The 13,627-nt window shown below is 62.9% G+C and carries 12 protein-coding genes; 10 read left to right on the forward strand and 2 right to left on the reverse strand.

Features of this window, described 5'->3' with window-relative positions; genetic code table 11:
- Window positions 1–111: 111 nt before the first annotated feature.
- Genes AC1RL5_RS27425 through AC1RL5_RS27440 form a run of 4 tightly spaced genes read left to right on the forward strand, consistent with a single transcriptional unit; the run spans window position 112 to window position 4,497 of the window.
- Window positions 112–582, forward strand: coding sequence for a (2Fe-2S)-binding protein (locus AC1RL5_RS27425; RefSeq protein WP_011060107.1), 471 nt, complete (start codon window positions 112–114; stop codon window positions 580–582).
- Entirely contained in the window at window positions 579–2,894 is a 2,316-nt protein-coding gene (locus AC1RL5_RS27430; RefSeq protein WP_492589913.1) for a xanthine dehydrogenase family protein molybdopterin-binding subunit, read from the forward strand. Before AC1RL5_RS27425 ends, AC1RL5_RS27430 begins: the two co-directional genes overlap by 4 nt.
- Window positions 2,894–3,889, forward strand: a complete 996-nt coding sequence (locus AC1RL5_RS27435) for an XdhC family protein (protein WP_232644432.1) — start codon at window positions 2,894–2,896, stop codon at window positions 3,887–3,889. The genes AC1RL5_RS27430 and AC1RL5_RS27435 overlap by 1 nt, the downstream gene beginning before the upstream one ends.
- The gene (locus tag AC1RL5_RS27440; protein WP_207238969.1) at window positions 3,886–4,497 is read left to right on the forward strand and encodes a nucleotidyltransferase family protein; all 612 of its coding nucleotides are present in this window, start codon (window positions 3,886–3,888) and stop codon (window positions 4,495–4,497) included. Before AC1RL5_RS27435 ends, AC1RL5_RS27440 begins: the two co-directional genes overlap by 4 nt.
- Window positions 4,498–4,547: 50 nt before the next feature.
- On the opposite strand, the gene rne is transcribed toward AC1RL5_RS27440, so the two are convergent.
- A complete protein-coding gene (rne, locus tag AC1RL5_RS27445) occupies window positions 4,548–7,766 on the reverse strand; it encodes a ribonuclease E (protein ID WP_093406457.1) in 3,219 nt (1,072 codons plus the stop codon).
- Window positions 7,767–8,480: 714 nt separating this feature from the next.
- On the opposite strand from rne, the gene rluC reads away from it, so the two are divergent.
- The 3 genes from rluC to sppA are packed head-to-tail and all read left to right on the forward strand — an operon-like array spanning window position 8,481 to window position 11,100.
- A complete protein-coding gene (gene rluC / locus AC1RL5_RS27450) occupies window positions 8,481–9,437 on the forward strand; it encodes a 23S rRNA pseudouridine(955/2504/2580) synthase RluC (protein ID WP_011060111.1) in 957 nt (318 codons plus the stop codon).
- The gene (locus AC1RL5_RS27455; protein WP_072451638.1) at window positions 9,427–10,089 is read left to right on the forward strand and encodes an HAD-IA family hydrolase; all 663 of its coding nucleotides are present in this window, start codon (window positions 9,427–9,429) and stop codon (window positions 10,087–10,089) included. The genes rluC and AC1RL5_RS27455 overlap by 11 nt, the downstream gene beginning before the upstream one ends.
- Before the next feature lie 21 nt (window positions 10,090–10,110).
- Entirely contained in the window at window positions 10,111–11,100 is a 990-nt protein-coding gene (gene sppA / locus AC1RL5_RS27460; RefSeq protein WP_492589915.1) for a signal peptide peptidase SppA, read from the forward strand.
- Window positions 11,101–11,153: 53 nt separating this feature from the next.
- On the opposite strand, the gene AC1RL5_RS27465 is transcribed toward sppA, so the two are convergent.
- Window positions 11,154–11,732 (reverse strand): Maf family protein, encoded by a 579-nt coding sequence (locus AC1RL5_RS27465; protein ID WP_041116791.1) that lies wholly within the window; start codon window positions 11,730–11,732, stop codon window positions 11,154–11,156.
- 105 nt (window positions 11,733–11,837) lie between these two features.
- Here AC1RL5_RS27465 and AC1RL5_RS27470 point away from each other — a divergent pair, with 105 nt between their 5' ends.
- The 3 genes from AC1RL5_RS27470 to plsX are packed head-to-tail and all read left to right on the forward strand — an operon-like array spanning window position 11,838 to window position 13,575.
- The gene (locus AC1RL5_RS27470) at window positions 11,838–12,365 is read left to right on the forward strand and encodes a YceD family protein (protein WP_011060115.1); all 528 of its coding nucleotides are present in this window, start codon (window positions 11,838–11,840) and stop codon (window positions 12,363–12,365) included.
- Between the two features lie 13 nt (window positions 12,366–12,378).
- Window positions 12,379–12,561, forward strand: coding sequence for a 50S ribosomal protein L32 (gene rpmF / locus AC1RL5_RS27475; protein WP_003179396.1), 183 nt, complete (start codon window positions 12,379–12,381; stop codon window positions 12,559–12,561).
- Between the two features lie 3 nt (window positions 12,562–12,564).
- Window positions 12,565–13,575 carry a phosphate acyltransferase PlsX gene (plsX, locus tag AC1RL5_RS27480; RefSeq protein WP_072451636.1) on the forward strand — a complete coding sequence of 337 codons (1,011 nt, stop codon included), beginning with the start codon at window positions 12,565–12,567 and terminating at the stop codon, window positions 13,573–13,575.
- Window positions 13,576–13,627 lie beyond the last annotated feature (52 nt).

Consider the following 13,627-nt stretch of genomic DNA (forward strand, 5'->3'; position numbering starts at 1 on the left):
CCTGTCTTCACAAGAGAGCCCGATTAGCCTGAGCCGATCTGCGTGCACCGTAGCGGCGGTACTGCACGGCGGATGACTCGACCCCATCACTCAGAAAATGCGGGCGTGCCCATGATTACCCTGAAGCTCAACGGTCAAGATCATCAACTGGACGTCACCGAGGACATGCCGCTGCTGTGGGCTATCCGCGACGTGGCGGGCTACAACGGTACCAAGTTCGGCTGCGGCATGGGCCTGTGCGGCGCCTGTACGATTCATATCGACGGCGACCCGGCGCGCAGTTGCATCACGCCGATAGGCTCGGTGCAGGGCAAGAACGTCAGCACCATCGACAACCTGCATACCGACCCGGTAGGGCAGGTGGTGCAGCAGGCCTGGCTGGATACGGCGGTGGCCCAGTGCGGTTACTGCCAGGGCGGGCAGATCATGTCGGCCACTGCCTTGCTCAAGGTCCACCCCAACCCCAGCGACGAGCAGATCGAAGAGGCGATGCTCGGCAATATCTGCCGCTGCGGCACCTACAACCGGATCAAGACCGCGATCCGACAGGCTTCCAGCCATCTGCAGGAGGCCAAGGCATGAACCGCCTACCGCAGGATTTTGCCCTGAGCAACCTCAGCCGCCGGGGCTTTCTCAAAGGTGTGGGGGCCACCGGGGCCCTGGTGCTGGCTGCGAGCTGGGGCTGGCAGGAGGCCTTTGCCGAGGACAAGAAATTCGGTGCCGACGGCATGCCCCACGGCTGGGTCGATGACCCCAAGGTCTACGTGAGCATTGCCAGCGACGGCAGCGTCACGGTGATCTGCAATCGCTCGGAGATGGGCCAGGGCGTGCGCACCAGCCTGAGCATGGTGGTGGCCGATGAACTGGACGCCGACTGGGCGCAGGTCAAGGTTCGCCAGGCGCCGGGTGACGAGGTGCGTTTCGGCAACCAGGACACCGACGGCTCGCGCAGCATGCGTCATTGGTACGAGCCCATGCGCCGCTGTGGCGCGGCTGCGCGAACCATGCTGGAACAGGCCGCCGCTGCGCAGTGGCAGGTGCCATTGGCGCAGTGTCGGGCGCAGTTGCACAAGGTGGTTCACCAGCCCACCGGGCGTGAGCTGGGCTATGGCGCCCTGGCCGCTGCGGCAGGCGCCCTGGCGGTGCCTGCCCGGGATAGCCTGCGCCTGAAGCAGCCCGGGGAGTTCCGCTACATCGGCAAGGAGGCCACCCGGGCCATCGATGGCCAGGACATCGTCAACGGCCGTGCGGTGTACGGCGCCGATGTGCATTTCGACGGCATGCTGTTCGCGGCGATGGCGCGGCCCCGGGTGTATGGCGGCAAGGTCAAGTCGGTGGATGACAGCGCTGCCTTGAAGGTACCGGGGGTGATCAAGGTCGTGCCCATCGACAGCCGCCCCTTGCCTTCGGAGTTCCAGCCCCTGGGCGGCGTGGCTGTGGTGGCGAGCAACACCTGGGCGGCGATCAAGGGCCGCGATGCCTTGAGGATCGAGTGGGAGGATGGTGCCAACGCTGGCTACGACTCCATCCAATACCGCAAGCAACTGGAGGCGGCGGCGCGGCAACCGGGCAAGGTGGTGCGCAGTACCGGCAACCTGGATGAGGCCCTGAAGGGTGCCGAGAGCAGCCTGGAGGCCAGCTATTACCTGCCGCACCTGGCCCAGGCGCCGATGGAGCCGATGGTGGCCGTGGCGCGATTCCAGGACGGTCGCTGCGAGGCGTGGGCACCGAGCCAGGCGCCACAGGTGACCCGCGAGCGAATCGCCGAACGCCTGGGGATCGGCTTCGAGCAGGTCACGGTGAACGTCACGCTGCTGGGCGGCGGCTTCGGGCGCAAGTCCAAGCCCGACTTCATCCTGGAGGCGGCGATCCTGGCCAAGGCCTTTCCCGGCAAGGCGGTGCGGGTGCAGTGGACCCGCGAGGACGATATCCACAACTCCTACTTCCATACCGTGTCGGCGGAATACCTCAAGGCCGGGCTGAACAAGGACGGCCTGCCGGCGGCCTGGCTGCACCGCACCGTGGCGCCGAGCATCACCGCGCTGTTCGCCCCGGGGATGAATCACGAAGGCGCCTTCGAGCTGGGCATGGGCTTTACCAACATGGCCTACGCGATTCCCAATGTGCGCCTGGAAAACCCCGAGGCCGCGGCCCATACCCGGGTCGGCTGGTACCGTTCGGTGTCGAACATTCCCCATGGCTTCGCGATCCAGAGTTTTGTCGACGAACTGGCCCACAAGGCCGGCCAGGATCCGCTGCAGTACCAGCTCAAGCTGCTGGGGCCGGATCGTCAGATCGACCCCCGAACCCTGAGCGAAGAGTGGAACTACGGCGAATCCCCCGAGCGCTACCCCATTGATACCGGGCGCCTGCGCACGGTGCTGGAAACCGCAGCCAAGGCGGCCGGCTGGGGGCGCTCGCTGCCCAAGGGACGCGGTCTGGGGCTGGCCGTGCACTACAGCTTCGTGACCTATGTGGCGGCGGTGATCGAGGTGGAAGTGAAGGACGATGGCACGCTGATCGTGCATCAGGCCGATATCGCCGTGGATTGCGGCCCGCAGATCAACCCCGAGCGTATCCGCTCGCAATTCGAAGGGGCCTGCGTCATGGGCCTGGGCAATGCGGTGCTGGGGGAGATCAGCTTCAAGGAGGGCAAGGTCCAGCAGGACAATTTCCATATGTACGAAGTGGCGCGCATGTCCCTGGCGCCGAAACAGGTGCAGGTGCACCTGGTGACGCCGCCGGGGGACGTGCCCCTGGGCGGGGTGGGAGAGCCCGGTGTGCCGCCGATTGCGCCGGCCCTGTGCAACGCGATCTTCGCCGCCACCGGCAAGCGCATACGCAACCTGCCGGTGCGCTACCAGTTGCAGGGCTGGCAGCAGGCGAGCGCCTGATGGACAGCGTCGACCTGAATGTACTGCGCAGTGTCCTGGAATGGCGGCGCGCCGGGCGCGGCGTGCTGCTGTACAGCGTGGTGCAGACCTGGGGCAGCGCGCCGCGGCCACCCGGCGCCATGCTGGCCTTGCGCGACGACGGAGTGGTGATCGGCTCGGTGTCCGGAGGCTGTATCGAGGATGACCTGATCAGCCGCCAGGGCGATGGGCGCCTGTCTCGCCACGGGCCGCCGGTGCAGCTGGTGACCTACGGCGTGACCCTGGAGGAAGCGGCGCGATTCGGCCTGCCCTGTGGCGGCACCTTGCGCCTCACCGAAGAGCGGGTTGGCGACCCGGCCTGGGTCGCCGAATTGCTCCAGCGCTGCGAGGCACACCAGATCGTGGCCCGGGAGCTGAACCTGGGCACCGGCCAGGTGCTGCTCAAGGCTGCGAACCGTGGCGATGAATTGGCGTTTGACGGGGTCACCCTGCGGGCGATCTATGGACCGCGCTGGCGCTTGCTGCTGATCGGCGCCGGGCAGTTGTCGCGCTATGTGGCGCAGATGGCCCGCTTGCTGGATTTCGAGGTGCTGATCTGCGATCCGCGCCAGGAGTTCGTGCATGGCTGGGAGGGGCAGGATGGACGTTTTGTCGCCGGGATGCCCGACGATGCGGTGCTGAGCATCGAACCCGACGAGCGCACGGCGGTGGTGGCCCTGACCCATGATCCGCGCCTGGATGACATGGCGCTGCTGACGGCGCTCGACTCCCGGGCATTTTACGTCGGCGCCCTGGGGTCCCGGGCCAACAGCCAGAAACGCCGGGACAATCTGGCGCTGCTGGGTCTTTCGGCGCAGGCCATCGAGCGCTTGCACGGGCCGGTCGGATTGCCCATCGGCAGCCATACGCCGGCGGAGATTGCCTTGTCGTTGCTGGCCGAAATCGTCGCGCTGAAAAATGGCGTCGAACCGCAGCAGAAGAAGCTGGCGGTGCGAGTGGCGGAGACGGTGAGGTGAGCCGCAAGCCTTGCGCGATCATCCTGGCGGCGGGGCAGGGCAGGCGTTTTCGCCAGGTGGCCGGGGCCGGGCAGGACAAGCTGCTGGCGCCCTGCCGCGGGCGTGACGGGGTGCAGCGGCCGGTGCTGGAGCAGGTGCTGGTGGGCCTGCCGGTGGACGTTGCCCGGCGAGTGCTGGTGACCACGGCGGATCGACCCCAGGTGGTGGAGCTGGCGCGTGCCTACGGTTGTCAGGTACTGGTGCTGGACTCCGTGGGCATGGGGCATAGCCTGGCCGCGGCAGTGGCTGCCTGCGTCGATGCCCATGGCTGGATGGTCTGGCTGGGGGACATGCCCTTTATCCTGCCCGCCACCGCCAGTCGGGTGATGGAGGCAATGACCGAGGAGGGCATCAGCGTGCCGCGGCTGGGGGATGAGTTGGGTCATCCGGTGGGCTTTGGCCGGTCTTATGGTGCAGCGTTGCAGGGCCTGTCTGGTGATCGGGGAGCCCGGCTACTGTTCGCTTCGGGGCGGGTGGTGGAAGTTCCGGTGACGGATCCGGGGGTGACCTGGGATGTGGACGTTCCGCAGGCGTTGCTGTTTCCGGATTGTCAGGTGCTCCAGGTATAAAAAAGCCCCGCCCGGTTACCCGGGCGGGGCTTTTTCATGGGCTGCTGGAATCAGACGAGAGGTTTAGGCTCGTGCTGTTCTTCCTCGGCATGCGCAGCGTGCTCGACAGCGCGCGGTGCTTGCTCGGCCACAGGGGCCGCTTCTTCCACTGCAGGTTCGGCCACTGGCGCCGGTGCAGTCTCTTCGGCTGGCGCAGGGGCGGCCTCGACCACCTCTGGCGCTTCTACAGGAGCCGGCTCGGCGGTCACCACGGCTTCAGCCGGAGCAGCAGCGGCAGCCAGCTCGGCTTCCTTCTGCAGGCGCTCGGCTTCACGCTTGCGGCGACGCACTTCGCGTGGGTCGTTCGGTGCACGGCCATTGCTGGTCAGGGTGCTGACCGGCGCGGCTTCAGCTTCGACAGCGGGTGCGGGCTCTTCGGCCACCACCGGTGCTGCAACCGGAGCCGGCTCTTCAACCTGGGCAGGCTGCTGGGCCGCTACAGGCTCTTCAACCACCACTGCTGGCTCGGCAACCGGGGCTGGCGCAGGGGCTTCCTGAACCGGCTCGATGGCCTTTTCCTCAACCACTGGCGCCTGGGCTACAGGTTCTGCTGCCGGTTGTTCGGCAACCACAGGCTGGGCTTCGACAACCACGGCCGGTTCGGCAGCCACTTCAACCTGAGCCTGCTCTTCAGCCACTGGAGCCACTTCCACTGCAGGAACCACTGGGGCTTCTACCGGCGTGGTGGCTTCAACCACTGGGGCTTCCGGAGCCTTGTCTTCTACAGCGGCAGTCGCACGTTCGGCTTGCTGGTGAGCTTCGGCTTCAGCGTTGGCGCTGATGGCGGTGCTGGCAACCGCGGCAGTTACCGCAAGGCCGGCAGCCAGATCGGCGCTGCTTGGCTCTTCGGCGTTTTCTTCCGAGCCTTCGATCACATTGCCGTTGGCATCACGTTGACGCTCGCGACGGTTGCTGCGACGACGCTGGCCGCGGGAGCGACGACGTGGACGTTCGCCTTCGGCGTTGTCCTGGCCGTCTTCCTGCAGTTGCTCTTCGTTCGGCAGCGCTTCTTCTTCGCTGGCGGCAACGGCTTGAGCCTGTTCGGCACGTGGTTGGCGCTCTTCACGTGGCGCACGTGGCTGGCGCTCTTCGCGAGGCTGGCGCGCCGGACGTTCTTCGGCAACAACGGCGGCGGTAGCAGCGGCTGCAGCTGGAGCGGCGTCCAGAGGCTCGCGCAGTTCACGCACGCGTTCTTCACGCTCGCCACGTGGCTTGCGCTCTTCACGCGGGGCGCGTGGCTGGCGTTCTTCGCGCGGTGCACGGGGTGCGCGTTCTTCGCGGGCTACCGCTTGAACTTCTTCACGGGCTTCGCGAACTTCGCGTGGCTGACGCTCTTCCCGTGGTGCGCGTTCTTCACGCGGAGCACGTTCTTCGCGCGGCTTGCGCTCTTCATCGCGGCGACCGTTACGGTTGCGGCTCTGCTGGCGGCCATTGCGACGCTGTTCTTCGTTGCTGCGAGCAGGGCGCTCGGTCACTGGCTTCTCGACCACGACCGGTGCGGCTGGCTCTTCCTTGGTAGCGAACAGGCTGACCAGGGACTTCACCAGGCCTTTGAACAGGCTTGGTTCGGCCACTGGAGCCGGTGCAGCTACAGGGGCTGCGACGACTTCGGTCGGAACCGGAGCGTTGGCGCGGGCCGGGGCAGTCTTCACTGCCGCTTCCTGGCGAACCAGGGTGCGGGTGGCGGCGGTTGGCTGGACTTCTTCGGCTTCGGCGGCGGCCGCTGCGATTTCGTAGCTGGACTGGTTGGTGTTGGCTTCCGGGCTGTCATCACGCAGGCGCTGAACTTCGAAGTGTGGCGTTTCGAGGTGATCGTTCGGCAGGATGACGATGCGGGCACGGGTGCGCAGTTCGATCTTGGTGATCGAGTTGCGTTTTTCGTTGAGCAGGAAAGCGGCGACCGGAATCGGCACTTGGGCGCGCACTTCGGCGGTGCGGTCTTTCAGGGCTTCTTCTTCGATCAGGCGCAGGATCGCCAGGGACAGCGACTCGACGTCACGGATGATGCCGGTGCCGTTGCAGCGCGGGCAGACGATGCCGCTGCTTTCGCCCAGGGATGGACGCAGGCGCTGACGGGACATTTCCAGCAGGCCGAAGCGCGAGATGCGGCCGATCTGCACGCGAGCGCGGTCGGCTTCCAGGCATTCGCGGACTTTTTCTTCCACGGCGCGCTGGTTCTTGGCCGGGGTCATGTCGATGAAGTCGATGACGATCAGGCCGCCGATGTCACGCAGGCGCAGTTGGCGAGCGATTTCTTCCGCTGCTTCCAGGTTGGTCTGCAGGGCGGTTTCTTCGATGTCGCTGCCTTTGGTGGCGCGGGCCGAGTTGATGTCGATGGACACCAGGGCTTCGGTCGGATCGATGACGATGGAACCGCCGGAAGGCAGTTCGACCACGCGCTGGAAAGCGGTCTCGATCTGGCTTTCGATCTGGAAACGGTTGAACAGCGGCACGCTGTCTTCGTACAGCTTGATCTTGCTGGCGTACTGCGGCATCACCTGGCGGATGAAGGTCAGGGCTTCGTCCTGGGCTTCAACGCTGTCGATCAGCACTTCGCCGATGTCCTGGCGCAGGTAGTCGCGGATCGCGCGGATGATCACGTTGCTTTCCTGGTAGATCAGGAATGGCGCGGAACGATCCAGGGACGCTTCCTTGATGGCGGTCCAGAGTTGCAGCAGGTAGTCGAGGTCCCACTGCATCTCTTCGCTGCTGCGGCCCAGGCCGGCAGTGCGCACGATCAGGCCCATGTCGGCGGGTGCCACCAGGCCGTTCAGCGCTTCACGCAGTTCGTTGCGCTCTTCGCCTTCGATGCGGCGGGAGATACCGCCGGCACGCGGGTTGTTCGGCATCAGTACCAGGTAACGGCCGGCGAGGCTGATGAAGGTGGTCAGGGCGGCGCCCTTGTTGCCACGCTCTTCTTTCTCGACCTGGACGATGACTTCCTGGCCTTCGCTCAGGACGTCCTTGATGTTGACGCGGCCTTCGGGGGCTTTCTTGAAGTATTCGCGGGAGATTTCTTTGAGGGGCAGGAAGCCGTGGCGCTCAGAGCCGAAATCGACAAAGGCAGCCTCGAGGCTTGGTTCGATGCGAGTGATGCGGCCTTTATAGATGTTGGCCTTTTTCTGCTCGCGGGCTCCGGACTCGATGTCCAGGTCGTAGAGGCGCTGGCCGTCTACCAGAGCAACACGCAACTCTTCGGGTTGAGTTGCGTTAATCAGCATTCTTTTCATGTAGTACCGTCGGTTTCCGGGCTGCCGGAAACGGCGTTCGGCACACACGACTTCTCACGGTCGGTGTCAGGTGCGTCAGGAGTGGTTGACCACTCGAGTGTCTAGCGAGGTTCGTCCGGGTAACTAAGAACGAAGTCGCGACTTACGCGTCCTGCTTGCTGTGGTGACTAAGGCACCGCTTAAGCAAAAGTCTGTCAGGAGGAGGAATCAACCGGCGACTGTGGACGAGATGAAGCGTCTTGATAAAGCCTAATGCTACACAGTCCGACGGTTGTGCATCTCCACCCTACACGTATCCCTGATAATTCGGGTGCTGCCGCGCGCAGAATCCGCAGCGGGTTGGCATTTACCGTGAACTCCGAAAGGGGAGGTCACGCATCATGGCTAAAGGCGTTGTTTCCGCAACTTTCGCTCGGGATCGTTTGTCGCTGACTGCACTTTGTGAACTGGCCGTTAATCGCTGCGTAAAAGGCGAGTAGTCACTCTGCTTTCTACGGGTTTCAGGCCTCATGTCACCTGCGCTTGTTACAACGCCGAACTCTTCCGTTAGATAGTGAAAACTGCGTAGGACGGCCTTGCGTCCTTATGAATTGCGTTGGTCAGGGCCGGCTGTTTGCCGCTGTTCCTCTGCCCAGCCGCTTTTGGCGGCGTTCGCGACTATAGCAGCAATCATTAAGTGCTTCAAATCCATAAAAAATTGTTATCATTCGCGCCATGACGACTACTGCCCCCTCGACTCCAGGCGTTCAATTGCTTGAGGTCTCGCCGGAATATGCCGGCCAACGTATTGATAACTTCCTTCTCGCCCGGCTCAAAGGCGTGCCCAAGACCTTGATTTACCGCATTTTGCGTAAAGGCGAAGTGCGAGTGAACAAGGGGCGGATCAAGCCCGAGTACAAGCTGCAAGCGGGTGATGTGGTGCGCGTGCCTCCCGTGCGGGTGCCCGAGCGCGACGAGCCGGTGCCGCTGGCTCAAGGGTTGCTGCAGCGCCTGGAAGCCTCGATCGTCTTCGAAGACAAGGCCCTGATTGTGATCAACAAGCCTGCCGGGATTGCCGTGCATGGCGGCAGCGGCTTGAATTTCGGGGTGATCGAAGCCTTTCGTCAGTTGCGCCCGGACGCCAAGGAGCTGGAGCTGGTGCATCGCCTCGATCGGGACACCTCCGGCCTGCTGATGATCGCGAAAAAACGCAGCATGCTGCGTCATCTGCATGCCGCGCTGCGGGGCGATGGCGTGGACAAGCGTTACATGGCGCTGGTCCGTGGCCATTGGGCCACGGCGGTGAAGCAGGTGCGTGCGCCGCTGCTCAAGAGCAACCTGCGCTCCGGCGAGCGCATGGTGGAGGTCAACGAAGAGGGCAAGGAGGCCTTGACCGTGTTCAAGGTGCTGCGCCGCTTCGGTGATTTCGCCACCATGGTCGAGGCCAAGCCGGTGACCGGGCGTACTCACCAGATTCGTGTGCACACCCTGCATGCCGGGCACTGTATTGCCGGTGACAGCAAGTACGGCGATGACGATTTCACTCGCGAGATCCGTGAGCTGGGCGGCAAGCGCCTGTTTCTCCATGCCTATATGTTGACTGTGCCGCTGCCCGATGGCGGCGAGCTGAAATTGCAGGCCCCGGTGGATGAGATGTGGGCCAAGACCGTGGAGCGCCTGAGTGCACCCTGATTACAAACTGCTGATCTTCGACTGGGACGGCACTCTGGCCGATTCCATTGGTCGGATTGTCGAGTCGATGCACGCATCTGCTGATCGTTCCGGCTTTCCTCGCCGCGATGACTACGTCGTCAAGGGCATTATCGGTCTGGGATTGCCAGAGGCGATTCGCACACTGTATCCGGAAATAGATGATGGGCAGTTGGTAGCCTTTCGTCAGCATTATGCGGATCACTACATTGCTCTCGAGGCAGAGCCTTCGCCTCTGTTTGCTGGTGTGATGCAGTCTCTCGACGCCTTTCGGGATGAGGGCTATCAGTTGGCTGTCGCCACTGGCAAGGCCCGGCGAGGGCTGGATCGAGTGTTGAAGGCCCATGGTTGGGAGGAGTATTTCGATATCACCCGGGCGGCCGACGAAACTGCCAGCAAGCCTCATCCGTTGATGCTGGAGGAAATCCTTGCTCATTGCGGGGTTGGGCCGCGGCAGGCTTTGATGGTTGGCGATTCGTCCTTTGATCTGTTGATGGCGCGCAATGCCGGAATGGATTCGGTGGCCGTGAGCTACGGTGCTCAGTCCATCGAGGCCTTGCAGGCATTCGAGCCTCGCTTGTCCATCGACCGTTTTCCTCAATTGCACGCCTGGCTGAGCCAGGGTGCCGATTAAGTTTTTGCTGGGGTAGTAGGCATGACCGACGAATGGAAGGCGCCGAGCAAGGCGGGCGCTGAAGGTGGTGATGATAAAGGCTGGAAACTGCTGGAGAAGACGCTGTTGGCCAGTGTCCAGGAACAGCGTCGCTCGCGGCGCTGGGGCATTTTCTTCAAGCTGTTGACCTTTGTTTACCTGTTCGCGGCGCTGGCGTTGTTCACGCCGCTGATGACCATGGAAAAGAATGCCACTCGTGGCGGTAGCTACACCGCGGTGATCGATGTCACGGGGGTGATTGCCGACAAGGAGTCGGCCAGCGCTGACAATATTGTCGGCAGCCTGCGTACTGCGTTCGATGATCCCAAGGTCAAGGGCATTGTGCTGCGTATCAACAGCCCTGGCGGCAGCCCGGTGCAGTCCGGCTACGTCTATGACGAGATTCGTCGTCTGCGGGCTTTGCACAAGGACACCAAGGTCTACGCGGTGATCTCGGATCTCGGGGCGTCGGGTGCTTACTACATCGCCAGCGCTGCTGACGAGATCTATGCCGACAAGGCGAGCCTGGTGGGTTCCATTGGTGTGACGGCGGCCGGCTACGGCTTTGTCGGCACCATGGAGAAGCTGGGGGTTGAGCGTCGCACCTATACCTCGGGCGAGCACAAGTCGTTCCTGGATCCGTTCCAGCCGCAAAAGCCTGAAGAGACCCAGTTCTGGCAGGGCGTGCTGGACACCACTCATCGCCAGTTCATTGCCAGCGTCAAGCAGGGCCGTGGCGATCGCCTGAAGGACAAGGAGCATCCGGAGCTGTTCTCCGGCCTGGTATGGTCGGGCGAGCAGGCGCTGCAATTGGGGTTGATCGATGGCCTGGGCAATACCAGTTCGGTGGCGCGGGATGTGATTGGCGAGAAAGAGGTGGTGGACTTTACCGTCCAGGAATCGCCATTTGATCGCTTCTCGAAGAAGCTCGGTGCCAGCGTGGCTGAGCAGATTGCCATGTGGATGGGCTTTCAGGGCCCAACCTTGCGCTGATCGGGTGTTGCTCAATAAAAAGCCGGCTTGAGTGCCGGCTTTTTTATGGCGGCTCAGGGTGTCTCTACGCCCTCGGCCAGCAGCATGTCCACGAGGCGGATCAGTGGCAGGCCTATAAGGCTGGTGGCGTCGCTGCCGGCGGTGCTCTGGAACAGGCTGACCCCCAGGCCTTCGGCCTTGAAGCTGCCGGCGCAATCATAGGGCTGTTCGGCGTGCAGGTAGCGTTCGATGCGGGTGCTGTCCAGGGTGCGCATGTTGACCGTGAACGGGACGCAGTCGACCTGGCAGTGGCCAGTCTGGCTGTTGAGCAGGGCCAGGCCGGTGAGGAAGGTCACGCTGGCGCCGCTGGCGTCCAGCAGTTGCTGGCGGGCTTTTTCGAAGGTATGGGGTTTGCCGATGATGCGCTCGCCGAGCACCGCGACCTGGTCGGAACCGATGATCAGGTGTGCTGGATGGCTGCTTGCCAGGGCGCGGGCCTTTTCCTCGGCCAGGCGTTTCACCAGGGCCGTGGCAGACTCTCCGGGACGATGGCTTTCGTCGATGTCAGGAGAGCTGCAGGTGAAGGGCAGGCGCAGGCGGGACAGCAATTCCCGGCGGTAGGCCGAGCTTGAGGCGAGTAATAAAGGCAGCATGTGCGTCTCCTGAGGCAGGCCGGGAATTCTAGCGAGGCTTGCAAGTGACGGACAGGGCTGAATTTCCTTTGACATGGCCTGGGGCATCCCTATAATGCTGCGCCTATGTTGAATGACCCGATTCCACCTCACGTTGACCCGCGCAAATTGGCTGACCGTGGCACCACCCTTCAAGGTGAGCTGCTGCTGGCCGATTTGGAGAGACTCTGCGACCCGCTTTCCGACAATGTCGGTACGGTGCAGGCTAAATTCGTTTTCGAGCGTGACGAACGTAAAGCTGTAGTTATCCACAGCTCCATCGACGTCGAAGTCAAAATGGTTTGCCAGCGTTGTCTTGAGCTGGTCACCCTGCCGATCCACAGTGAGTGCAGTTACGCTGTGGTGAAGGAGGGTGCGAATACCCAGTCGTTGCCGAAAGGTTATGACGTGCTGGAACTGGGCGAAGATCCTTTGGATCTGCAGGCGTTGGTCGAGGAAGAGCTTTTGCTTGCCTTGCCAATCGTGCCTGCTCATCATCCGGAAGAATGCCAGCAGCCGGCGGGGCTCGATGAGCCCGAACCGAGCGAGGACGAGGTAACGCGGTCCAACCCGTTCAGTGTATTGGCGCAGTTAAAGCGTGACCCAAACGTTTAGGAGTTAATCAATTATGGCTGTTCAGCAGAACAAAAAATCCCGCTCTGCCCGTGACATGCGTCGTTCCCACGATGCTCTCGAGGCTAGCACCCTGTCCGTAGAAAAGACCACCGGTGAAGTTCACCTGCGTCACCACGTATCGCCAGAAGGCGTATACCGTGGTCGTAAAGTGATCGACAAGGGCGCTGACGAGTAATCCTTGTCCGCTCAAGTCATCGCGATTGACGCAATGGGCGGGGACTTCGGTCCCCGCAGCATTGTTCAGGCGAGTATTGCTTGTCTGTCTGCTACCCCCTCGCTGCACCTGACCTTGGTTGGTCAACCCTCCCTTCTTGAAGAACTGATTTCCGGTCAAACGGCTGTGGATCGCGCGCGCCTGACGATTACCCCTGCAAGCGAGGTGATCACCATGGACGAAAAGCCTTCCCAGGCCCTGCGGGGCAAGCCGGACTCTTCGATGCGGGTGGCCCTTGAGCTGTTGCGCGATGAGAAGGTCCAGGCCTGCGTCAGTGCCGGTAATACCGGTGCGCTGATGGCGCTGTCGCGTTATGTGCTGAAAACCCTGCCCGGAATCGATCGGCCGGCGATGGTGGCTGCCATCCCGACTCAGCGTGGCTATTGCCAATTGCTGGACCTGGGAGCCAACGTCGATTGCAGTGCCGAGCACCTGTTGCAGTTCGCCATCATGGGCTCGGTTGCGGCGGAAACCCTGGGCATCGTGCGGCCGCGGGTGGCCTTGCTGAATATCGGCACCGAGGACATCAAGGGCAACCAGCAGGTCAAGCTGGCGGCGAGCTTGCTGCAGCAGGCCCGCGGCCTCAACTACATCGGTTTCGTCGAGGGCGATGGGTTGTATCGGGGCGAGGCGGACGTGGTGGTGTGCGACGGTTTTGTCGGCAACATCCTGCTCAAGTCCAGCGAGGGGCTGGCGACCATGATTGCCGCTCGTATAGAAGCCTTGTTCAGGCAGAATCTGCTGTCCCGGGCTGTTGGGGCACTGGCCTTGCCGCTGATGCGCAGGTTGCAGGCGGATCTGGCGCCGGCGCGGCACAACGGTGCGAGTTTCCTCGGCTTGCAGGGGATCGTGGTGAAAAGCCATGGTTCTGCAGGCGTTCAAGGTTTCCAGAGTGCCATTCAGCGGGCGTTGATCGAGATCCAGGAAGACCTGCCGCGCCGCTTGCATGGGCGTCTTGAAGACTTGTTGCTTTAGGCGTTTTCCCTGTGGAGTGCTTAAATGTGACCGCTCAGTTCAATTGGCCATC

It is taken from the genome of Pseudomonas sp. GW822-FHT06D10, from assembly GCF_058799535.1.

Bases quoted from the DNA above. Each gene is read 5' to 3' on its own strand.
- AC1RL5_RS27425 (WP_011060107.1), top strand. From the start codon at position 112: ATGATTACCCTGAAGCTCAACGGTCAAGATCATCAACTGGACGTCACC.
- AC1RL5_RS27430 (WP_492589913.1), top strand. From the start codon at position 579: ATGAACCGCCTACCGCAGGATTTTGCCCTGAGCAACCTCAGCCGCCGG.
- AC1RL5_RS27435 (WP_232644432.1), top strand. From the start codon at position 2,894: ATGGACAGCGTCGACCTGAATGTACTGCGCAGTGTCCTGGAATGGCGG.
- rne (WP_093406457.1), bottom strand. From the start codon at position 7,766: ATGAAAAGAATGCTGATTAACGCAACTCAACCCGAAGAGTTGCGTGTT.
- rluC (WP_011060111.1), top strand. From the start codon at position 8,481: ATGACGACTACTGCCCCCTCGACTCCAGGCGTTCAATTGCTTGAGGTC.
- sppA (WP_492589915.1), top strand. From the start codon at position 10,111: ATGACCGACGAATGGAAGGCGCCGAGCAAGGCGGGCGCTGAAGGTGGT.
- AC1RL5_RS27465 (WP_041116791.1), bottom strand. From the start codon at position 11,732: ATGCTGCCTTTATTACTCGCCTCAAGCTCGGCCTACCGCCGGGAATTG.
- AC1RL5_RS27470 (WP_011060115.1), top strand. From the start codon at position 11,838: ATGTTGAATGACCCGATTCCACCTCACGTTGACCCGCGCAAATTGGCT.
- rpmF (WP_003179396.1), top strand. From the start codon at position 12,379: ATGGCTGTTCAGCAGAACAAAAAATCCCGCTCTGCCCGTGACATGCGT.